Source organism: Actinomadura rugatobispora, from assembly GCF_042656285.1.
Classification (GTDB): Bacteria; Actinomycetota; Actinomycetes; order Streptosporangiales; family Streptosporangiaceae; genus Spirillospora; species Spirillospora rugatobispora.
Genome location: NZ_JBHSON010000005.1, coordinates 28,902 through 50,108, shown reverse-complemented (window position 1 = coordinate 50,108; position 21,207 = coordinate 28,902). Strand labels below are relative to the sequence as shown.

Genomic DNA, 21,207 nt, shown 5'->3' with positions numbered 1-21,207 from the left:
TCGACAAGGGCAGGGGTCAAAACTAGCGCTTCGGGCTGCCGCTGCGCTTGCTGCGCGGCTTGCGCGTCGGCTGGTTGCGCACGACCTTCGGCTTGGGCTCCGGCTCGGGAACCGGCTCCGGCTCCTTCTTCAGCTTGCCCTTGATGCCGGAGGAGCCCGCCGCGGCCTTGGCACCGCCCGCCCCCTTGCCCGCGCCCGCCTTGCCACCGGCGGCGGGCTTGCCGTCCGCGCCGTTCTCGCCGTTGGCGCCCAGCGGCGGGTACTTGGAGTAGATGTAGTGCTGCTGGACGAGGGTCCAGCTGTTGGACGTCACCCAGTACATGAGGACGCCCAGCGGGAAGCCGAGGCCGAACAGGCCGAACAGCGGCGCCAGGAAGACCATCATCTTCTGCGCCTGCATCATCGGGTTGTTCTCGTCGGTGACCGGCTGCCGCTTCATGCTGGACCGAACCGTGAAGAACGTGGTGATGGAGCTGATCACGACGGCGATCGCGGTGACGGTGACCGCGCTCCAGTTGCGAGGGTCGGACCCCCAGGCGGTCAGGAACGTGTCAGGAATGTGCGCGCCGAAGATGTTGGCCTTCTGGGCGCTCTGCACCAGGTCGGGGGTGACCGCGAAAACGCCCTGGCCAGGGTTGGCGTCGGAGATCCGCTTGAGAACCTGGAAGAGCCCGATGAACACCGGCATCTGCACCAGGATCGGCAGGCAGCCCGACAGCGGGTTGGCGCCGTTCTCCTGGTAGAGCTTCATGACCTCCTGGTTCATGCGCTGCTTGTCGTTCTTGTACTTCTTGCGCAACGCCTGAACCTTGGGGTTCAGCTCCTGCATCTTCCGGGACGCGTGGATCTGCTTGACGAACAGCGGCACCATCAGCAGCCGCAGCAGCACCGTGAGCAGGATGATCGAACCGCCCCAGGCCCATCCGCTGTCCTTGGGGAAGACGGCACTCAGTCCCGTGTGAATCCACACGATCAACTGAGCGACGATCGAATACAGCCAATCAAGCACCGGGCAGCTCCTTGGGCTCTGCTAGGGCGGGGCCGCTCTCCGCGCGGCCGGAGGTGGTGGAGGGGGCAGCGCCCTTCGCCGGCGGTACGGGGTCGAAGCCGCCACGATGGAACGGGTGGCACCGGCCGATCCGGCGAACGGTCAGCCAGCTGCCGCGCAGCGCGCCGTGGACCTGGAGCGCCTCCAGGCCGTACGCGCTGCAGGTGGGCTGGAAGCGGCACTGCTGGCCGAGCAGGGGACTCAAGAAGCGGCGGTAGGCGCGGACGAACAGGATCAGCACACGCGCAGCCGGACCGATGCGCCCTGCTGCGGGCTCGGACTCGGCGGCGGGGGGACCTCCCCCTGGCTGGCTCGTCATCTCCGCCCCTTGGAGGTGGGCCGCAGCAGCCGGTCGAGCGCCGACTCCAGATCCGCGGCCAGTTCGTCGTTGCGCGCCGTCCCCGAGGCGGGATTGGCGCGCACTACGAGCAGGCTACCCCCCGGGAGGCGGTGCAGGTGCGGGCGGACCAGGTGCCTGAGGCGCCGCTGGACGCGATTACGCACGACGGCATTGCCGACCGTGCGGGCCACGATGAAGCCGACGAGCGGCGTCGCCGCTTCGCCGGGAATGTCGTCCCGGCGAAGCAGGTGCACGACGACGGTGGGCCGTCCTGCGCGGCGACCGCGCCGGACGGCCTGGGTGAACTCCTCCCGCCGCCGCATCCGGTGACGGGACGGCAGCATGCGAAGGAAGGCCGGTCAGACCGCGATGCGCGAGCGGCCCTTGCCGCGCCGCGCGGAGATGATGGCGCGCCCGGCGCGGGTGCGCATGCGCAGCCGGAAGCCGTGCTTCTTGTGGCGACGACGGTTGTTCGGCTGGAAAGTACGCTTGCTCACTCGAGGCTCCAGTGCTGCGGTCGGTCTGATCGGGTCTGATCTTGAGGCGCGATGTCTCGCATCGAGGAACGCGTCCGGTCCCCCGCAGCGGGGGCCCACCCGTGCTCGCCCGTCGTCCACAGTGGGAGAAAAGGGAACGAGACGGCGGGCACGCGTCATCTCCATCGATGCGACTCGACCTCAGAACGTTACGGGCAACCGGGCCGTCCGGTCAAACGGAGAGCGCCGTCGGCGTTCCTCGCGACCTTGAACTTCACCGGTGTTCACCCAGGGCGGACGCCCGTGTTCACCGAGCACTACCACCCGCGCAAGGTTGCCGGCGACCCCACACCCGCCTGCCATACGCGTCGCCAAGCCCACTGGCCCCTGTTCCCTCGGCCTGTCTCCACGCGCTTCAGGCCACTTGGCAACTTTCGAGGCCTCCGATGCGCCTGCCCACTTGCGTCTATCCGCCTGCACTGTCGGCCCGTTCTACCTGCCTGGCCGCTCACCCGCCAGGGATCCCGCTCGCCTATGCCGCTCGCCCGCCAGCGCCTGCCCACCTACACCCCTGCCCGCACGTGCCTGTGTGCCGCGGTTCACCGACCCCATAAGCCCGTGGCCTCGCCCGTCTACGCCCACCGCGCCCGGCCAGAGTCGCCGGGGGCAGCGCCCGCGGGCGCGGGCCTGGGCGGCTCCGCCCGGCACGGACGGCCCAGCCGCTGCGCTCCTGGTGGATGGCCGCGGGGGCTACGGCCCGGGCCGGGCGGCCGGGAACGGCATCCCCGGCCCCGGTGGCGCGGCGCCTGCCACTTCTCGCCCGCACCCGCCTACCTGGGCCGCTCGCTCGACTGAACCCGCTGGCCGAAGCACCTTGGGCCACGCTCGCTTGCAACCATCCGTCTGCGCCGCCCACTCGACTGCGCCCGCCTCTGGGCCGCTCGGCCGCTCAACCCGCCCCCCGCCCACCTGTGCCCACCTACCTGGGCCTTGCCCGCGTTGCCTGCCTTGGCTGTGCGCTCGGCAGGGCCCACCCATGCGGCCTCGCCGTGCTCGTCCACCATGCCCTGCACCGCCCGCAACCGCTCGCCCTGGACCATGCCCTGCACCGCCCGCTCGCTCGGCTGGCCCTCGCCCGCCTCCGCTCGCCCGCGTGGGCTCCCACACGCCAGGGTCGTACTCGCTTACGCCCATGCGCTGCCGAGGAGGCGTAGACCGCCGCGGCCGCGCTCGCCGAGGCGGGACCGGATCTGAGATCGTCGGCACCCCCGCCGCCGAGCTGTCCGGGCCTGGTGCGCGCTCGCGGCGCTGGCCCTTGTCTCCGGCGATGGCCCCGGCGCGGACGCGCGGCTTGACCGGGGCGTCGAACTCCTCGGACTGTCGCTGGACGACCGGCTCACGTGCCCCGGCGAGCTCCCGGGCGCCCGCCTCCAGTGGGCGCTGGGCACCGTGCTCCTGCTGCGGTACGACCCGCGGCGCGGCCGGGGTGACAAGCGCGCCGGCCAGGATCTCGGCGCGGGCATCGCGCGCCTGGAACGCTCACGGGAGCTGTCGGCGGTCCGCCCCGGCGATCCGTCCAGGGCCGCGTGCCTGCAACGGCTGGCCCTGCTCTACCGCGACATGGCCGACACGGACCGGGCGATCGAGGCCGGCATGGAGGCGCTGCGCGCCCACGTCGACGACGTCCTGCTCCAGACCACCTCTGACGTCTCGGGTGCTCCGCCGTTTGTGCCGTGATCGGCTGGGCCCGTTCGCATGGACCGGCCACTCGGCTGGAGTCGGCGGCCAGCTACGTCCCTGCGCGGCTGGGTTGGGCGGTTGAACGTTTGGGCTCTGTGGGGCTTGGGGCGGGGGTGGAGAGCATCTTGCGGCTGTGTACGGGTGAGTACGGAGCGAATGTGGTGATGGCCACGTGAGGCGGATGACCCTCGTGACCCGTGTTGCGAGTGCGCGGCGGCGGGCGCTACTGTCTTCCGGGCGAGCCGATCGACGCTTGCGGCGTCCGCGTCGGCCCCGACATCCTCCCGAAGTCCCGCCTCGAACCGAACCGTTCCGTTTCCGCGGCGGGTACTCGCCCCCTGAACGTCATCCCGAGCCTGTGCCGTACCGCCTCATCGTCGACCCACAGACTTTTCCACACGGGCTCCGGTGCTCATACACAGCGTGTGGACAACTCTGTGGACAACTCGTGAGAGAGTAAGTCTTCCGCGGCGTCGGTGAGCTCCTGGAGACGGGCCGCGTACGTGGGGAAGCTGGGCAGTCAGGTGCTCCGGGCACGGAGTGTTGGGGAGGGGACCTTGCGCATGGACGGTCAGGATCTCGCGTCGGTCTGGACCCGCACTCTGACCGCCCTGTCCGAGGGAGAGCTGCCTCCGAGCTACCGCGCCTGGCTGCCGCTCGTGCGTCCGCTGGCCCTTGTGGAGGGCACCGCGCTGCTGGCCGCGCCCAACGAATTCGCCAAGGACGCACTGGAAACGCGGCTGCGCAACCTCATCACGCAGGCGTTGTCGCACGAGCTGGGCCGGGAGATCCGCGTCGCGGTGACCGTCCAGCCGGAGCCTCCCGGGGCGGCCGGCGGCGAGCCGGGCCAGGGCCATCATGAACGTCCCCCCGACCCCTATTACGACGACCGGTCGTTCGATGACCGTCCCTCCTATGAGGACCGCTCTTACCGTGACCGTCCCTATCCCGAGCAGGGGTATGGAGGGCGTCCGTCGTCAGGTTCTATCCACAGCCCCGGCGCTCCCGGTGGATATCCCCTTCCGGACGAGGACCGCGGCTGGCCCCCGCGTGAGGGCGACCCCGGCGGCGGTTTCCCATCGACGTCCCGTCCTCCCGCCTTCGGGGGGCCGGGTGGTCGTCCGGGGCCCTTCGACGGGCGCGGCTATCCGGGGCGTCCCCCTGGGTCAGAGAACTACGAGCCTGAGGGTTACGGGCCCGCGGGCGAATCGCGCGGACGTCACGGCGGTTCGCCCCAGGGGCACGCGCCTTCTCATCTGAACGACCGCACGCTCGGCGCCCCGCGTCCAGGACGCGGCGGGCCTCCCCAGCCCCGGGGCGGCGAAGGCCAGGGCGAGCAGCCGCGCGGCCGTACCGAGGACTCCTTCGCCTCGGCCCCTGCCGGCGAGTCCTATCAGCCGACCGACTCCTACCGCGGCGACGAGTCTCCTTATAGAGGAGGAGACGACAGGGGAGAAGGGGCCTTCCGCGACGAGGAGCCTTCCGCCGTGCCCGAGACGCGCGGCGGGCACCCGCATACGGGCAACGGTCCCGCCCCCGGCGCGGAGCACGCGCGGCTCAACCCGAAGTACACGTTCGAGACGTTCGTCATCGGGTCGTCGAACCGGTTCGCGCACGCGGCGGCCGTCGCGGTGGCCGAGCAACCGGCCAAGGCGTACAACCCCTTGTTCATCTACGGCGACTCGGGGCTGGGCAAGACCCACCTCCTGCACGCCATCGGGCATTACGCGCAGAGCCTCTTCAACGGGGCGCGGGTGCGGTACGTGAGCTCCGAGGAGTTCACCAACGACTTCATCAACTCGATCCGCGACGGAAAGGCCGACGGCTTCCGCAGGCGGTATCGGGACGTGGACATCCTCCTCGTCGACGACATCCAGTTCCTCGAAGGCAAGGAACAGACGCAGGAGGAGTTCTTCCACACCTTCAACACCCTGCACAACGCGAGCAAGCAGATCGTTATCTCCAGTGATCGGCCGCCCAAAGAACTGGTGACGCTGGAGGATCGTCTGCGCAACCGGTTCGAGTGGGGGTTGACCACCGACGTGCAGCCGCCCGAGCTGGAGACCCGGATCGCGATCCTGCAGAAGAAGGCGCGGCAGGAGGGTCTGGCGGCGCCGCCGGACGTGCTGGAGTTCATCGCCTCGCAGATCGCGACGAACATCCGCGAGCTGGAGGGCGCGCTGATCCGGGTGACGGCGTTCGCCAGCCTCAACCGGCAGTCGGTCGACATGAAGCTGGCGGAGATCGTCCTGAAGGACCTGATCCCCAACGACACCGGCCCGGAGATCACCGCGGCGATGATCATGGCGCAGACGGTGGAGTACTTCGGCACCACGATCGAGGACCTGTGCGGCCCGTCGCGGTCCCGGATGCTGGTGACCGCCCGGCAGATCGCGATGTACCTGTGCCGGGAGCTGACCGACCTGTCGCTGCCGAAGATCGGGCAGCAGTTCGGCGGCCGCGACCACACCACGGTGATGCACGCCGAGCGCAAGATCCGGTCCCTGATGGCCGAGCGCCGTGCGATCTACAACCAGGTGACCGAGCTCACCGGGCGGATCAAGCACCAGGCCCGCAAACGCTGACCGTTCGGTCCACCCGCGCGACTCTCCTGCCGGCCGCCCCGGCGGACGGCGTCCGACGCTACCCACAGGTTGGGGAAAACACTGGGGATCCGCGTGGAAAAGCCAGGGGAGAACCTGAGGATAGATCGTGGATGGTTTGTGGACGGGTTGGGGACCGGGCGGGGGACCCGACCGGCATCATGGGGACGACTCCGTGGACAGCCTGGGGAACACCTGGGGACGTGCTGGGGACGGGGCGTCCGGACGGCCCGTCCCGATGGCGTCCGATGCGGGCGGCCCGGCGGCCGGCGGGAAAACCTGCGGAGAACTCGTGGACAACCGGGGGATGACATGAGGATCGCGTGTGGGGACGGTTTCGCCGTCCTCAGGCGGCGGCGGCGCGTCCACGGCCAGTACACACGGCCGGTGGAAAGAAACTGGGCTGTCACCTGCGAGGACACCCGTCATCCACACTATCCACGGCCCCTATGACGAGTACTGCACCTTGTTTCTACCCAAGAAGAGAATCAACTCAACTCAGGGCCTGGGGATCCCGTGTCCCGGGCGTGCCGATTGATCAGTTCCACCTCACCCTCGTACCGAAACCTTCAGGAGGCGGGTCCCCATGAAGTTCCGCATCGACAGAGACGCCCTCGCCGACGCCGTGGCGTGGACGGCCCGGACGCTCCCGGTGCGTCCGCCGGTCGCCGTGCTGGCGGGCATGCACCTGGAGGTGACCGACCGGCTGAAGCTGTCGGCGTTCGACTACGAGGTGTCCGCCCAGGTGTCCACGGACATCGATGTGGAGGAGCCGGGCAGCGCCCTGGTGTCGGGGCGGCTGCTGGCCGAGATCTCGCGCAGCCTCCCTCCGCACCCTGTGGAGGTGACGACGGACGGGGCGAAGGTGATGCTCCGCTGCGGCAGCGCGAAGTTCACACTCCTCACCATGCCTGTGGAGGACTACCCGACGCTGCCGGAGATGCCTCCGGCGGCCGGGTCGGTGGGCAGCGACGAGTTCGCCGCGGCGGTCAACCAGGTCGCGGTCGCGGCGGGCAAGGACGACACCATCCCCATGCTCACGGGCGTGCGGGTGGAGATCGAGGGTGAGACGGTCACGCTGGCCGCCACCGACCGGTACCGGCTGGCGGTGCGGGAGATGCACTGGAAGCCGGACCGCCCCGACTTCTCCGCGGTGGCCCTGGTGCCGGCCAAGACGCTCGCCGACACGGCCAAGTCGCTGACCGCGGGCGCGGAGGTGTCGATCGCGCTGGGCGGCACGGGGAGCGGCGCCGGCGAGGGCATGATCGGGTTCGAGGGCGGCGGCCGCCGCACCACGTCCCGGCTGCTGGACGGCGACTTCGTCAAGTACCGGTCGCTGCTGCCGAGCGAGTACGCGGGGCTGGCCGAGATCCAGACGTCGCAGTTCATCGAGGCGGTCAAGCGGGTGTCCCTGGTCGCCGAGCGGAACACCCCTGTGCGGCTCTCGTTCAGCCAGGGAGAGGTCGTCCTGGAGGCGGGCACCGGGGATGAGGCTCAGGCCGTCGAGGCGCTGGAGGCGACGCTGGAGGGCGAGGACATCGAGATCGCGTTCAACCCCGGCTTCCTGCTCGACGGGCTGGCTGCGATCGGCTCGGACGTGGCCAGGCTGTCGTTCACGACGCCGACCAAGCCCGCGGTGCTGACCGGCAAGCCGCCGCAGGACGGTGAGAACCCCAACTACCGCTACCTGATCATGCCGGTGCGGTTGTCCGGTTGAGCCGATCCCCGAACGGCGGCCGCCTGAAACCGTTGCGGCTCGGGCTGCGTCATGCACAGGTGTGTGGACGACCGGCGCGCGGCGCACGAGCGCACAGCCTGTGGACGCGCCACGCGTAGACGCCGGTTTCCGGGTACGCCTATGCGCGGCGGTCGCGGACGGCATGGAGCCAGGGCCGGACGCACCGCGCGTGTACGGCGCGGCGGCCCGCCCCTGGGCCCGCACGCGGGGTCTCTGTACCCGCATGGGGGTCGGCCGCCCTGTGCAGGGACGATGTAGGGCACGCACGACACGTACGGCAAGGACGCTACGTACAGGAGTGAGCATGGAGCTGGGGATCATCGGCCTGGGCAAGATGGGCGCCAACATGGCCGAGCGCCTGCGCAGGGGCGGCCACACGATCGTGGGGTACGACCGCGATCCCGAGATCAGCGACGTCGCCTCGCTCGATGAGCTGATCGAGCGGTTGCCCGCCCCCCGCGCGGTGTGGGTGATGGTGCCCGCCGGAGCCCCGACCCACGACACTGTCCACAGGCTTGGGGAAATCCTCGAACCTGGGGACATCGTGGTCGACGGCGGCAACTCCCACTATGTGGACGACCAGAAGCACGGTGACGAGCTCGCGGCCAAGGGCATCGGCTTCCTCGACTGCGGCGTCAGCGGCGGGGTGTGGGGCCTGGAGAACGGCTACGCGCTCATGGTCGGCGGCGACGAGGAGCACGTGAAGCGGGTGATGCCGATCTTCGAGACGCTCAAGCCCGAGGGCGAGTTCGGCTTCGTGCACGCGGGGAAGATCGGCGCGGGCCACTTCGTGAAGATGGTCCACAACGGCATCGAGTACGCGATGATGCAGGCCTTCGGCGAGGGCTGGGAGCTGATCGAGGCCAGCGACGTGGTGACGAACGTGGCCGAGACCTTCCTCAGCTGGGAGCAGGGCACCGTCATCCGGTCGTGGCTGCTGGACCTGATGAACCGGGCGCTGGCCGACGATCCCCACCTGGACGAGCTCCGCGGATACGCCAACGACTCCGGTGAGGGCCGCTGGACCGTCAAGGCGGCCGTGGACCACGCGGTGCCGCTGCCCGCCATCACCGCCTCGCTCTACGCGCGGTTCGCCTCGCGCCAGGACGACTCCCCCGCGATGAAGGTCGTGGCGGCCCTCCGCAACCAGTTCGGCGGTCATGCCGTGGAGTCCGCCAAGGGGGCCGACTCCCCCGGCGCGGACGTCGAGCCGCCCCAGCTGTAGAGGTGTGAGCGGCATGGTGGGGTAGCAGTGGCCGGAAGGCTCTACGCTCGTGTCTCGTGCACGTCGCCCACCTGTCGCTCCAGGACTTCCGCTCGTACGCCACCGCAGAGGTCGCGCTCGAGCCGGGGGTCACCGCGTTCGTGGGGCCCAACGGCCAGGGCAAGACCAACCTGGTGGAGGCCATCGGGTACGTGGCCTCGCACGGCAGCCATCGCGCCGCCACGGACGCCCCGCTGGTACGGCACGGGGCCCCGCGGGCGATCGTGCGGGCCGGGCTGGTGAAGGACGACCGCAAGGCCCTGATCGAGTTGGAGATCAACCCGGGCAAGGCCAACCGGGCGCGCCTGAACCGCTCTCCCGTCCCCAGGCCCAGGGAGATCCTGGGGTTGCTGCGCACGGTGCTGTTCGCCCCAGAGGATCTGGCCCTGGTGAAGGGCGACCCTGGGGAGCGCCGTCGTTTCATGGACGAGCTGCTGACGGCGCGCGCGCCCAGGTTCGCGGGCGTCCGCTCCGACTACGACCGCGTTCTCAAGCAGCGCAACGCGCTCCTCAAGTCGGCCGCCGCGCACAGGCGCGCCCCCGGCCAGGAGGTGCTGGCGACCCTCGACGTGTGGGATTCGCACCTCGCCCGTACGGGAGCGGAGCTGCTGGCGGCCAGGCTGGACTTGGTGAGCGCGCTGCGTCCCCTGGTGGTCCGCGCGTATGCGGCGCTGGCCCCCGGAAGTGACGCCGCCGACCTCATCTACAAGAGTTCCCTGGGCGACGAGGCGGAGTTGTCCACAGACCGTGCAAAACTCGCCGAGCAGTTGCTGGCGGGCGTGGCCGGTGCGCGGCGGCAGGAACTGGAGCGCGGGGTGAGCCTGATCGGCCCGCACCGGGACGAGCTCGTCCTGCGGCTGGGGGAGCTGCCCGCGCGCGGTTACGCCAGCCACGGCGAGTCGTGGTCGTTCGCGCTCGGGCTGCGGCTGGGGGCCTTCGACCTGCTGCGGGACGACGGGGACGACCCCGTGCTGATCCTCGACGACGTGTTCGCGGAGTTGGACACGGGCCGGCGCAGCCGCCTGGCGGAGATGGTGGCGCCGGCGGAGCAGGTCCTGATCACCGCCGCGGTCCCGGCGGACGTGCCGGAGGAGCTGACCGGTGTCTCGTACACCGTTTCGGACGGGGAGGTGGCCCGGTGAGCGATCGTCCACAGGATGTGCATAACTCCCCCGATCCCGTGAATGCCTCCGACGTCCCCCCTGGGACGGGCACATCCGGGTCTGGCGAGACGCACGCCGCATCAGCCTCCGGCCAGGGCGCTGCGGAGGCCGCCCCGGCCAAGTCGGGGATCGAACTGGCGCGCGAGGCTCTGGCCCAGGCCAAGGCAGACGCCCGTAAGCGCGGCTCTATCCCGGGGCAGGGGGGCAAGCGTAAGAGCGTTCGCCCTTCGGTTGTTCGGGAGCCTGGCCGTGGGGGCGATCCCAAGGCGTTCGGCGCGGCCATAAGAGACCTGCTGGCCTCCCGGGGGTGGGAGCAGCGCGCGGCCGTCGGCGGCGTCTTCGGCAACTGGCCTGGCATCGTGGGCCCCGAACTGGCCGAGCACACCCGTCCCGACCGGTTCGAGGACGGCGAGCTCACCGTGGTGGCCGACTCCACCACCTGGGCCACCCAGCTGCGGCTGCTGTCGTCCACGCTGGTGCGGCGGCTGAACGAGGAGCTCGGGCACGGGACGGTGCGCAGGGTGAAGGTGGTCGGCCCGTCCTCGGGTCCGCGCCGCACGGGCGGCTGGCGCGTCCGCTGACCCCCTCCGCGCCCTGATCATCCGTAGTCCGTCGCTCACTCACCGTGCCCTGATCGCCCGCCGCCCGTCCGTTGATCGACGCCGCTCCGCTGTTGATCGTCGTCGCTCCGCCGCCCGGGGGCTGATCGCCGCCGCCGTCCGGGAAGCGCCGGCGCCGTCCGGCAACCGGCCGCGAGGCCGTCCGGGAACCGGTCAGGAGGCCGTCCGGAGGGCGTTCGGAGATCGTGTCGCCGCAGGCCGCGGGGGTGGCCGGAGCGCGAGGCGGCGGCCACGAACTGTCAGTGGCGTGTGGCAGGCTCCGATCCGCGAGCAAGACCACCACAAGAGAAGACATGGACCACGTGCGGAACGTGACCGGCCCGTCGCGGGCGGCGATCGCACGGGTGGGAACATCTGTTCGGTGTGGCGGTAGATGAATTTCGCTGCGAGCGCGCCGTAGGCCAGAGAACCCCCCGGGGCCTATGGGGGGATGCATCTCCTCGCCCACTCGCCCGCCACACGCGCATACAGGGCCCGTCAGTGCCACTTTTTGCCTCGCGAGCCGGTAGAATGAGAGCGGGTTCAGGATGCTGCGCCGCCAATGGGTCGCCCGGGTCTCTGGCCGACTGACCAGAGCATGAGGGCGCCCTTACGTGTGTTACGGGGCACACCGCGTTCTCCCGACGGGAACGGGCGCGGGTGACGAGCATCCCCGGCAGGAGGATCTCCTTTGGCGTACGACGCTAGTTCGATCACTGTCCTTGAAGGTCTCGAGGCGGTGCGCAAGCGCCCGGGCATGTACATCGGCTCGACCGGGGAAAGAGGCCTGCACCACCTCGTCTATGAGATCGTCGACAACTCGGTCGACGAGGCGCTCGCCGGCTATGCCGACGAGATCGTGGTGACGCTGCTGGCCGACGGCGGCGTGCGCGTGCGCGACAACGGCCGCGGCATCCCGGTGGGCGAGCACCCGGTCGAGAAGCGGCCCGCCATCGAGTTGGTACTGACCACGCTGCACGCGGGCGGCAAGTTCGACGGCAAGTCGTACGCGGTCTCCGGCGGCCTGCACGGCGTGGGCTCGGCGGTGGTCAACGCGCTGTCGACCCGGTTGGACGCCGAGGTCAGGACGGACGGCCACTTCTGGCGCCAGTCCTACACCTGGCAGGGCCCCGTGGCGCCGCTGGAGAAGGGCGAGCCGACCGACGAGACCGGCACCACGATCTCCTTCTGGCCCGACGGCGCCATCTTCGAGACCCTCGAGTGGAACTTCGAGACGCTCTCGCGCCGCATGCAGGAGTACGCGTTCCTCAACCGCGGGCTGTCGATCACGCTGCGCGACGAGCGGCCCGAGCACGCCGACGGCGAGCCGGGCGAGCCCGGCGAGCCGCGCGAGGTCCGCTACCACTACGAGGGCGGCATCGAGGACTTCGTCCGCTACATCAACAGCAAGAGGGACGCGGTCCACGACTCGGTCGTCTACTTCGGCGACGACACCGAGGGCATGTCGGTGGAGATCGCCATGCAGTGGAACTCCTCCTACGCCGAGTCGGTGCACACCTTCGCCAACACGATCAACACGGCCGAGGGCGGCACCCACGAGGAGGGCTTCCGGGCGGCGCTGACCAGCATCGTCAACCGGTACGCCAAGGAGCAGAAGCTCCTCAAGGAGGGCAAGGACGACAACCTCACCGGTGAGGACGTCCGCGAGGGCCTGACCGCGATCATCTCGATCAAGCTGGCCGACCCGCAGTTCGAGGGGCAGACCAAGACCAAGCTGGGCAACACCGAGGCCAAGTCGTTCGTGCAGAAGGCGTGCCACGAGCATCTGCGCGACTGGTTCGAGCGGAACCCGGGCGAGGCCAAGGAGATCATCAACAAGGCCACGCAGGCGGCGCGGGCCCGGATCGCGGCGCGGCAGGCGCGCGACCTGACCCGCCGCAAGAGCCTGCTGGAGTCGACCTCGCTGCCCGGCAAGCTGTCGGACTGCCAGTCCACCGACCCGTCCAGGACCGAGCTGTACATCGTGGAGGGCGACTCGGCGGGCGGCTCGGCCAAGGGCGGCCGCGACCCGCACTACCAGGCGATCCTGCCGATCCGGGGCAAGATCCTCAACGTGGAGAAGGCGCGGATCGACCGCATCCTCAAGAACAACGAGGTGCAGGCGATCATCACCGCGCTGGGCACCGGGGTGCACGACGAGTTCGACATCTCCAAGCTCCGCTACCACAAGATCATCCTGATGTCGGACGCCGACGTGGACGGCCACCACATCAACACGCTGCTGCTGACCCTCCTGTTCCGGTTCATGAAGCCGCTGATCGAGGCGGGCCACGTCTACCTGTCCCAGCCCCCGCTCTACAAGATCAAGTGGGATGCCCGGGGCCAGGACGCCGACTACGCCTACTCCGACCGGGAGCGCGACGCGATCATCGAGGCGGGTGTCGCCGCCGGCAAGCGCGACCCGCGCCCCCGCGACCTCGTGCAGCGCTTCAAGGGCCTGGGCGAGATGAACGCCAACGAGCTGTGGGACACCACCATGGACCCCGACAACCGGGTCCTGCTGCAGGTCACGCTGGACGACGCGGCCCAGGCCGACGAGCTGTTCAGCGTGCTCATGGGCGAAGAGGTCGAGCCGCGCCGCGAGTTCATCCAGCGGAACGCGAAGGACGTCCGCTTCCTGGACATCTGAGCATGGGCGCCCCGGCGCCGTCCGGGCCGCCGGCCGTCCCGCGCCTTCCCGTGGTGCCGTCCGGGCACCGCTCCCGGCGAAGGCGGCGCGGTACGGCGGGCGACGGCGGGTCAACGGCGGCGGAGCGTCCGGGAGCGGCGGCCCTCCGGGGTGGCCGCGCCGGCGTGGACGAACTTCCTTCCACTACGTAGAAGAGGTCTTTCAGAGTGACGGACGTGACCACAGAGGGCGGGCACCCGGGCGAGCGGATCGAACCGGTCGACATCCAGGTCGAGATGCAGCGCAGCTACCTCGACTACGCGATGTCGGTCATCGTCGCGCGCGCGCTGCCCGAGGTCCGCGACGGCCTCAAGCCGGTGCACCGCCGCGTGCTGTACGCGATGTACGACGGGGGCTACCGCCCCGACCGGGGCTACTTCAAGTGCGCCCGCGTCGTCGGCGACGTCATGGGGAACTACCACCCCCACGGCGACTCGGCCATCTACGACGCGCTGGTCCGGCTGGCCCAGCCCTGGTCGATGCGGTACCCGCTGGTCGACGGCAACGGCAACTTCGGTTCGCGCGGCAACGACCCCGCCGCGGCCATGCGGTACACCGAGTGCCGTATGGCGCCCCTGGCGATGGAGCTGCTGCGCGACATCGACAAGGAGACCGTCGACTTCTCCCCCAACTACGACGGCCGCTCCCAGGAGCCGGACGTCCTGCCGTCCCGGTACCCCAACCTGCTGGTGAACGGCTCGGCCGGCATCGCGGTCGGCATGGCCACCAACATCCCGCCGCACAACCTGCGGGAGGTGGCCGAGGGCGTCCAGTGGTACCTGGAGAACTACGGCGCCACGGACGAGGAGCTGCTGGAGGCGCTGATCCAGCGGGTCAAGGGCCCCGACTTCCCCACCAGCGGCCTGATCGTCGGCCGCAAGGGCATCGAGGAGGCCTACCGCACCGGCCGCGGCTCCATCACCATGCGGGCCGTGGTCGACGTCGAGGAGATCCAGGGCCGCACCTGCCTGGTCGTCACCGAGCTGCCCTACCAGGTCAACCCCGACAACCTCGCGCTGAAGATCGCCGAGCTGGTCAAGGACGGCAAGCTCGACGGGGTCGCCGACGTCCGCGACGAGACCTCGGGCCGCACCGGCCAGCGGCTGGTGATCGTGCTCAAGCGGGACGCGGTCGCCAAGGTCGTCCTGAACAACCTCTACAAGCACACCCAGCTGCAGGAGACCTTCGGCGCGAACATGCTCGCGCTGGTCGACGGGGTGCCGCGCACGCTGCGCCTCGACCAGTTCGTGCGGTACTGGGTGGCGCACCAGATCGACGTCATCGTCCGCCGCACCCGGTTCCTGCTGCGCAAGGCCGAGGAGCGCGCCCACATCCTGCGCGCCCTGCTCAAGGCGCTCGACCGGATCGACGAGGTCATCGCGCTGATCCGGCGGTCGCCGTCGGCGCAGGAGGCGCAGCGGGGCCTGATCGGGCTGCTGGAGATCGACGAGATCCAGGCGCAGGCCATCCTCGACATGCAGCTGCGCAAGCTGGCCGCCCTGGAGCGCCAGCAGATCACCGACGAGTACGACAAGCTCATGGCGGAGATCGCCGACTACAACGACATCCTGGCCTCGCCCGACCGGCAGCGCCGGATCGTCGGCGACGAGCTGGCCCCGATCGTCGAGAAGTTCGGCGACGAGCGGCGCACCGAGATCATCCCGTTCGACGGGGACGTGTCGTACGAGGACCTCATCGCCGAAGAGGACGTCGTCGTCACCATCACCCGCGGCGGCTACGCCAAGCGCACCAAGACCGACCTGTACCGGGCGCAGCGGCGCGGCGGCAAGGGCGTGCGCGGCGCGCAGCTCAAGCAGGACGACATCGTCGACCAGTTCTTCGTCACCACGACGCACCACTGGATCCTGTTCTTCACCAACAAGGGCCGGGTCTACCGCGCCAAGGCCTACGAGCTGCCCGACACCAGCCGCGACTCGCGCGGCCAGCACGTGGCCAACCTCCTGGCGTTCCAGCCCGACGAGCACATCGCCCAGGTGATGGACCTGCGCGACTACGACGTCGCGCCGTACCTGGTGCTGGCCACGAAGAACGGCCGGGTCAAGAAGACCGCGCTGCGCGACTTCGACTCGCCCCGCACCGGCGGGATCATCGCGATCAACCTGGTCGACGACGACGAGGTGATCGCCGCCCGGCTGGTGTCGCCGGAGGACTACCTGCTGATGGTGTCGACCGGGGCGCAGGCGATCCGGTTCCTGGCCGACGACGAGTCGCTGCGGCCGATGGGCCGGGCCACCAGCGGCGTCATCGGGATGCGGTTCGACGACGACCAGTACGTGCTGAACATGCTGGTCGCCCAGCAGGACGCGCACGACGTCCTGGTGGCCACCGAGGGCGGGTACGCCAAGCGCACCCCGATCGACCAGTACCCGGTTCAGGGCCGTGGGGGTAAGGGCGTCCTCACCGCTAAGATCGTGCAAACTCGCGGCAGGCTGGTAGGGGCGTTGATGGTGGGGCCCGACGACGAGGTGTTCGCGATGACGTCCAACGGCGGCGTCATCCGTACCACGGCGGCGGAGATCAAGCAGTCCGGCCGCCAGACCATGGGCGTCCGTCTGATGAACCTCGCCGAAGGGGACAGCGTCGTCGCCATCGCGAGGAACGTAGAGTCCATGGAGGACACGGACACCGAGGCGGACGAGGGGGGCGACGGTGAATGAGGTCCCCGGTTCCGCCCACGAACCGCCGGGGCGGGTTCGCCGCGCCCGGTCCGCTCCGGGCGGGCGGGTGCCCCGCCCCCGCGCGGAGGGACCGGGAACGAGTGAGCACGCCCTAGGCCAGGAGGACACGTGAGCAGCCAGCCCGGCAAGGACGAGGCCCGGTCAGACGCCGGCCGTACCGGCAAGGGATCAGGCTCCGGCGACTCCCCGGCGGGCGGTAAGCCCAAGAAGTCCAAGAAGACCGTGGCGGCCTCGGCCGCCAAGCCCGGGCGGGACGAGGCCACCGTGGAGATCCCGCCGGCGGAGGAGACCAAGGCCGACCTCCCCCGGATAGAGCCGGAGCCGTCCGGGGAGGCGGCCGGCCGCGACCAGCCGGAGATCACCCCGGTCAGGGACACGCCCGGCGCGCCGCCGGCGGCCTCCGACTCCTCCTCGGAGCCGAGCTGGACCAAGCCCGCCGAGCCCGCGGCCTCGGTCTCCAGCGGCCGCGCGGAGCCGTCGTTCGGGGCCCCCGAGCCCCCCGCCGACCATTCCGCCCCGCCTGTTCCGGGGGTGATGAACCCGGGCGGGCCCTCGCCGCAGGCCGGCACGGGTCACACGGGCACGCCCGGCTCCGGGGGCACGTCCCGGTTCGGCTCGGGCTTCGCGGGCAGCGTCCTGAAGAACCGCGGGCGCGGCACGTCGCCCGGCTCCGCCAAGCCGGGCGGTGGCGGCGGCAAGACCGCCCGCAAGGCCCAGCTGCAGCTGGCCCGCCTGGAGCCGTGGTCGGTCATGAAGTTCAGCTTCGTGATGTCGCTGGTCTGCTTCGTGGTGCTGCTGGTCGCGGTGATCGTGCTGTACGCGATCCTGTCCGGCCTCGGCGTGTTCTCCGCGATCACCGACACCGTCTCCGACCTCACCCGCCGCCAGGGGGAGACCAGCGGCGGCCTGGACGCCGGGAGCTGGTTCTCCTTCGCCCGCGTCTTCGGCTACACGGTGCTGGTCGGCGCGCTGAACGTGCTGTTGATCACCGCCCTGTCCACGGTCGGCTCGGTCATCTACAACCTGGCCGCCGACCTGGTCGGAGGCGTCGAGGTCACGCTCAAGGAGGCCGAGTGACGACCGTGTGACGACCGGTCGAAGGCTGCCGCCGCCGCCCCGCGTTTATCGATTTCCGGTTGTCACGCCGGATGGGGTAATCTCTCGTTGCGCCGCTAGGGCGGCGGCACAGCACGGGCCTATAGCTCAGTCGGTTAGAGCGCATCCCTGATAAGGATGAGGCCGGAGGTTCAAGTCCTCCTAGGCCCACCACTCCAGAAGCCTTCACCGGGTGTCCGGTGGGGGCTTCTGGTTTCCGGGGCGACGGCTCTCGGACGAGAAGACCGGGCGTGAGCTGGGCAACCACCGTTTCAGAAGGTGATCTCGAACTCTGAGATGTCGTCGTGGGGGACGGCGCCCCACTGCTTCACCAGGACATCCCAGACACGCCGCATCAGTGCCCAGTCGACTTCCCCGATGAGCTGGACGGAGACCAGCAGGTCACTTCCCCAGATGCCGTGGGTGTCGCCGTCCGGTGTGAGTTGGAGGATCTCCTCGGCCAGCTCTTGGACACCTGTCCACACCTGCACATGCAGCGGGTGGGTGCCTGAGGCCTTTTCGCCGGTGAGATCACACCAGGAGGTCCCCAGCCCCCCGCCCCTCTCCTGCAGCAGGACGGGACCACCCGTCTCCGCGACTGCCGCCGCGAGTTGATCGAGAGCGTCAGAGGCCGTGACATCACTCCGCTTGCCGAAGAACTTCACGCCGTAGACCATCCACACTCCCAGCCCGCACCCGGTCCGAGATCCTGAACGTACTCCATGGCCGGCTTGTCACGGCCTGCGCGGAACGGACGGCTTTGATGGGCCGTCCGTTTGATGGTCAGGTAGGGGTACTGCTCGTCCTGGTCACTCCGGCAGCCGTGACGGCAACACCGGCGAACGCCGCCGCACGTGATCAGCGAGCACGCGGTCACGATGACGGAGAGAGCCGGCCACCATCGAGGCCGGTGGTTCCAGTCCACCTGGGCCCACCAGCGCGGAAGCCCACCGGGCAGGTGGTGGGGGCTTCTGGTTTCTGTCGGGACGGGGCCTCTACGCTGGCCATGAAGCGACGTGAGGAGCAGTTCCATGGGCAAGCATGAGAACCCCGACACGGACCACCTGGCCGAGTTCCGCTCGTTCGACACCGATGGCTCCGGCTACCTCAGCAGGGACGAACTCATCGCCGCCCTCGCCGCGTCCGGCGACCCCCGTTCCGTCGAGGAGATCGACGCCTACATCGCCACCGCCGACAAGAACGCCGATGGGGAGATCTCCTACGAGGAGTTCCTCGGCGAGGACCGTTAGGAGCGTCGTCGCTGTCAGTAGGGTGCGGGGCGCCGGCCCAGCAGCCATCCGCCGAACACGATGCACCACAGCCCCGCGCACGCGAGGGACGCGGAGAGCATCCGCATCCCGGTCCGGCGGGCGGGGCAGCTGGAATGGTTGGGCGAGTAGCCGTCCAGGGAGAAGAGGAAGGCGCTCCCGCAGGTGAGGCGGCTGTGTCCGTCGAAGCCCCACGGGTTCGGGTACAGGCTGGCGACGAAACCCGCGGCGAGCAGTCCCATGCCGGGCACGGCCAGCGCCGCCGCCGCGAAGGATCTGCCCATGGCGTGGCCTTCCTGCTGGACCGGGAGGTGCTCAGTGGTAGAAGCAGACCAGGTCGCGGCCGGATGAGTGGCAGGTGCGCAGCCAGTCCTGGACTTCGCGGATGGAGTCGAGGGCGCCGTACTCGGTGACGGCTTCGGCGTTCATGCCGTCGAAGGAGGTCAGGAGGGCGGGCATCGCGGCGGGGGCGATGTGGCCGATGGTGGGGAAGTCGTCGATGCGGGGGAGCGCGACCGGGACGCCGGTGAAGATCAGGTCGGTGGGGTCGAAGTCCACCCCGGCCGCCTTCATCTCGGAGCCGACCGTCTCGAACCAGCTGAAACGCATCGCCGACCAGCCGCTGTTGGGGAGGAACTCCGAGGAGCGGTGCGTCTCGATGAGGATCTTGAGGCAGTAGCCGTACAGGAAGCCGACGCGGGCGTCGTACTCCTCCCCCATGATCATGTGCGTGAGGGCGCCCCGCGCGGAGGTGACGTCGTCGCCGTCCAGGCCGACGTTGCCGCGCAGCTCGTCGAGGTCCTCCAGGTCGCGGGCCCGGGAGGCCAGCAGGTCGTCCAGCAGCCGTTGGCCGCCGGAGCCGATCATCGCCTTGACGCCCTTCAGATGCACGGCGTACGCCATGATCCCGTAGCTCACACCGGGTCCCCTCGGTCGGAAATCGATCAACCGTCAGACGCTTGTGCGGCCGGAGCTGTTCCACGGAGGCGGCGGAGCATCCGGGCGTCGGTGAAGCCGACCGCGCGGGCGGCCGATTCGACGGTGGCGCCCCGGCCGATGAGGTGCTCGGCGCGTTCCAGGCGCAGGGTCTGCTGGTAGCGCAGCGGGGTGAGACCGGTCGCGGCGCCGAAGGAGCGGGTCAGGGTACGGGGGCTGCATCCGGCGGCGCGGGCGAGGGCGTCCAGGGGGAGCGGTTCGGCGAAGCGCGTCGATGACGTCCTGGACGCGGTGGACCAGGTCCGAGAGGTGGGAGCGGTGGCGGAGGACGGCGCTGGCCTGCGGTTCGGTGCCGTTGCGCCGCGTGTAGACCACCATGTCGCGGGCGATGCGGGCGGCGACGGCCGGGCCGTGCCACAGCGCGGCCAGGTGGAGGGCGAGGTCGATGCCGCTGGCGATCCCGGCGGAGGTGACGATCCGGCCGTCGACGACGTACAGGACGTCGCGGACGACCGTGGCCCTCGGGTGGCGCCGGGCGAGCTCGTCCTGGACGTCGTGGTGCGTCGTGCAGCGGCGCCCGTCGAGGAGGCCCGCGCGGCCCAGGGCGTCCGCTCCCGCGCACACGCTGACGAGGGTGGCCCCGGCCTCGTGGTGGTCGCGCAGGCGCCGGAGCGTCGACGGGCTGAGCGGCCCTGAGGAGGCCAGGGTGGGCGCCCGCCAGCCCGGGACCACGACGACGTCCCCGGCCCGCGGCTCCGGCCAGGCGGTGGACGCGCGGACGGTGATCCCCTGTGCGGTCGGGACGTCGGGCTCCTCGGCGACGTAGCCGAGCTCGTAGTCCAGGCCGGAGAACACCTGGGCGGGGCCGGCCAGGTCGAGCAGGTGCAGCCCCGGCACCAGGAGGAAGGTCACGCGTGTCATCGGGTGAGGTCGGCGATGGTGCGGATCTCGGCGAAGCGTCCGGACAGCGCGTACTCCGTCCCGGCGATGACGTCGTCCACCGGCAGCGTGCGCGGGTCGGCCAGCACCTGGGCGGGGGTGAGGCCGGGCGGGGAGCCGGGCGGGGGGATCGGGTTGGTCGCGGTCGCGTCGGTCACGAAGGTCACGCGGTAGCCGAGGTCCGCGCCGATCCGCGCGGTCGTCTCGCAGCACTGCTCGGTGCGGATCCCGGAGATCACCAGCTCGCGGACGCCGTGCGCGGTCAGGTACTGGTGCAGGTTCGTGGTCGTGAACGCGTTGTGCGAGGTCTTGGTGAGGACGGGCTCGCCGCCCGCCGGGGCGAGGCCGTCCATCGGCCGGACGTGCCCGGACGCCGGGTCGAACGGGCCGCCCGTCCCCGGCTCGGCGTGCAGCACCCAGACGACGCGGTCGCCCGCCGCCCGGACGGCGCCGATCAGCGGGTCGATCCGGTCAGGGAGGTCGGGGGCGGAGATCAGCGGCCACAGCGGGTGGTGGCGGAACGACTCCTGGACGTCGAGACGAGAAGGGCTCGGCTCATGTCTTCCAAGCCTGCTCGCGGTGTTCCGCCCGGACAACGCCCGATCGCGTC

The 21,207-nt window shown here is 70.3% G+C and carries 19 protein-coding genes, 1 tRNA gene and 1 pseudogene; 11 read left to right on the top strand and 10 right to left on the bottom strand.

What is annotated here, in order from left to right:
• Positions 1-22 precede the first annotated feature (22 nt).
• The 4 genes from yidC to rpmH are packed head-to-tail and all read right to left on the bottom strand — an operon-like array spanning position 23 to position 1,885.
• A complete protein-coding gene (gene yidC / locus ACFPZN_RS04880; protein WP_378280540.1) occupies positions 23-1,009 on the bottom strand; it encodes a membrane protein insertase YidC in 987 nt (328 codons plus the stop codon).
• Positions 1,002-1,367, bottom strand: a complete 366-nt coding sequence (gene yidD, locus ACFPZN_RS04875) for a membrane protein insertion efficiency factor YidD (RefSeq protein ID WP_378280538.1) — start codon at positions 1,365-1,367, stop codon at positions 1,002-1,004. The genes yidC and yidD overlap by 8 nt, the downstream gene beginning before the upstream one ends.
• Complete coding sequence (gene rnpA, locus ACFPZN_RS04870; RefSeq protein WP_378280536.1) at positions 1,364-1,732, bottom strand: ribonuclease P protein component; 369 nt, start codon at positions 1,730-1,732, stop codon at positions 1,364-1,366. Before rnpA ends, yidD begins: the two co-directional genes overlap by 4 nt.
• Positions 1,733-1,747: 15 nt before the next feature.
• A complete protein-coding gene (gene rpmH / locus ACFPZN_RS04865; protein WP_378280534.1) occupies positions 1,748-1,885 on the bottom strand; it encodes a 50S ribosomal protein L34 in 138 nt (45 codons plus the stop codon).
• A gap of 1,428 nt (positions 1,886-3,313) precedes the next feature.
• On the opposite strand from rpmH, the gene ACFPZN_RS04860 reads away from it, so the two are divergent.
• The 10 genes from ACFPZN_RS04860 (at position 3,314) to ACFPZN_RS04815 (ending at position 17,628) form a co-directional block, all read left to right on the top strand.
• Positions 3,314-3,601 carry a hypothetical protein gene (locus tag ACFPZN_RS04860; RefSeq protein WP_378280532.1) on the top strand — a complete coding sequence of 96 codons (288 nt, stop codon included), beginning with the start codon at positions 3,314-3,316 and terminating at the stop codon, positions 3,599-3,601.
• 566 nt (positions 3,602-4,167) lie between these two features.
• Positions 4,168-6,189, top strand: coding sequence for a chromosomal replication initiator protein DnaA (gene dnaA / locus ACFPZN_RS04855; protein ID WP_378280530.1), 2,022 nt, complete (start codon positions 4,168-4,170; stop codon positions 6,187-6,189).
• Positions 6,190-6,793: 604 nt separating this feature from the next.
• Positions 6,794-7,924, top strand: a complete 1,131-nt coding sequence (gene dnaN, locus ACFPZN_RS04850) for a DNA polymerase III subunit beta (RefSeq protein ID WP_378280528.1) — start codon at positions 6,794-6,796, stop codon at positions 7,922-7,924.
• 325 nt (positions 7,925-8,249) lie between these two features.
• Positions 8,250-9,170, top strand: a complete 921-nt coding sequence (gnd, locus tag ACFPZN_RS04845; protein ID WP_378280526.1) for a phosphogluconate dehydrogenase (NAD(+)-dependent, decarboxylating) — start codon at positions 8,250-8,252, stop codon at positions 9,168-9,170.
• Positions 9,171-9,226: 56 nt separating this feature from the next.
• On the top strand, positions 9,227-10,351 hold the full coding sequence (gene recF / locus ACFPZN_RS04840; protein ID WP_378280523.1) for a DNA replication/repair protein RecF: 1,125 nt from the start codon (positions 9,227-9,229) through the stop codon (positions 10,349-10,351).
• Positions 10,348-10,953 (top strand): DciA family protein, encoded by a 606-nt coding sequence (locus tag ACFPZN_RS04835; protein ID WP_378280521.1) that lies wholly within the window; start codon positions 10,348-10,350, stop codon positions 10,951-10,953. The genes recF and ACFPZN_RS04835 overlap by 4 nt, the downstream gene beginning before the upstream one ends.
• A gap of 709 nt (positions 10,954-11,662) precedes the next feature.
• Positions 11,663-13,621 (top strand): DNA topoisomerase (ATP-hydrolyzing) subunit B, encoded by a 1,959-nt coding sequence (gene gyrB, locus ACFPZN_RS04830; RefSeq protein WP_378280519.1) that lies wholly within the window; start codon positions 11,663-11,665, stop codon positions 13,619-13,621.
• 206 nt (positions 13,622-13,827) lie between these two features.
• Complete coding sequence (gene gyrA / locus ACFPZN_RS04825; RefSeq protein WP_378280517.1) at positions 13,828-16,338, top strand: DNA gyrase subunit A; 2,511 nt, start codon at positions 13,828-13,830, stop codon at positions 16,336-16,338.
• 129 nt (positions 16,339-16,467) lie between these two features.
• Positions 16,468-17,436 (top strand): DUF3566 domain-containing protein, encoded by a 969-nt coding sequence (locus ACFPZN_RS04820; protein WP_378280516.1) that lies wholly within the window; start codon positions 16,468-16,470, stop codon positions 17,434-17,436.
• Between the two features lie 115 nt (positions 17,437-17,551).
• Positions 17,552-17,628: transfer RNA gene (locus ACFPZN_RS04815), tRNA-Ile, on the top strand.
• A gap of 98 nt (positions 17,629-17,726) precedes the next feature.
• Here ACFPZN_RS04815 and ACFPZN_RS04810 read toward each other — a convergent pair.
• On the bottom strand, positions 17,727-18,131 hold the full coding sequence (locus ACFPZN_RS04810; RefSeq protein WP_378280514.1) for a hypothetical protein: 405 nt from the start codon (positions 18,129-18,131) through the stop codon (positions 17,727-17,729).
• Between the two features lie 354 nt (positions 18,132-18,485).
• Between ACFPZN_RS04810 and ACFPZN_RS04805 the strand changes: the two genes are divergently transcribed.
• Positions 18,486-18,704 (top strand): EF-hand domain-containing protein, encoded by a 219-nt coding sequence (locus tag ACFPZN_RS04805; protein WP_378280512.1) that lies wholly within the window; start codon positions 18,486-18,488, stop codon positions 18,702-18,704.
• A gap of 14 nt (positions 18,705-18,718) precedes the next feature.
• On the opposite strand, the gene ACFPZN_RS04800 is transcribed toward ACFPZN_RS04805, so the two are convergent.
• From ACFPZN_RS04800 to ACFPZN_RS04780, 5 genes and pseudogenes are all read right to left on the bottom strand, one after another.
• A complete protein-coding gene (locus tag ACFPZN_RS04800; protein WP_378280510.1) occupies positions 18,719-19,006 on the bottom strand; it encodes a hypothetical protein in 288 nt (95 codons plus the stop codon).
• A gap of 31 nt (positions 19,007-19,037) precedes the next feature.
• Positions 19,038-19,640 (bottom strand): DUF7691 family protein, encoded by a 603-nt coding sequence (locus ACFPZN_RS04795; RefSeq protein ID WP_378280508.1) that lies wholly within the window; start codon positions 19,638-19,640, stop codon positions 19,038-19,040.
• Between the two features lie 26 nt (positions 19,641-19,666).
• Entirely contained in the window at positions 19,667-19,906 is a 240-nt protein-coding gene (locus ACFPZN_RS04790; RefSeq protein WP_378280685.1) for a helix-turn-helix domain-containing protein, read from the bottom strand.
• Between the two features lie 235 nt (positions 19,907-20,141).
• Positions 20,142-20,579, bottom strand: a pseudogene (locus ACFPZN_RS04785) (DJ-1/PfpI family protein); the annotation flags it as partial.
• Positions 20,576-21,193, bottom strand: a complete 618-nt coding sequence (locus ACFPZN_RS04780) for a cysteine hydrolase family protein (protein ID WP_378280506.1) — start codon at positions 21,191-21,193, stop codon at positions 20,576-20,578. The gene ACFPZN_RS04780 and the pseudogene ACFPZN_RS04785, both read right to left, overlap by 4 nt.
• Positions 21,194-21,207: the final 14 nt, after the last annotated feature.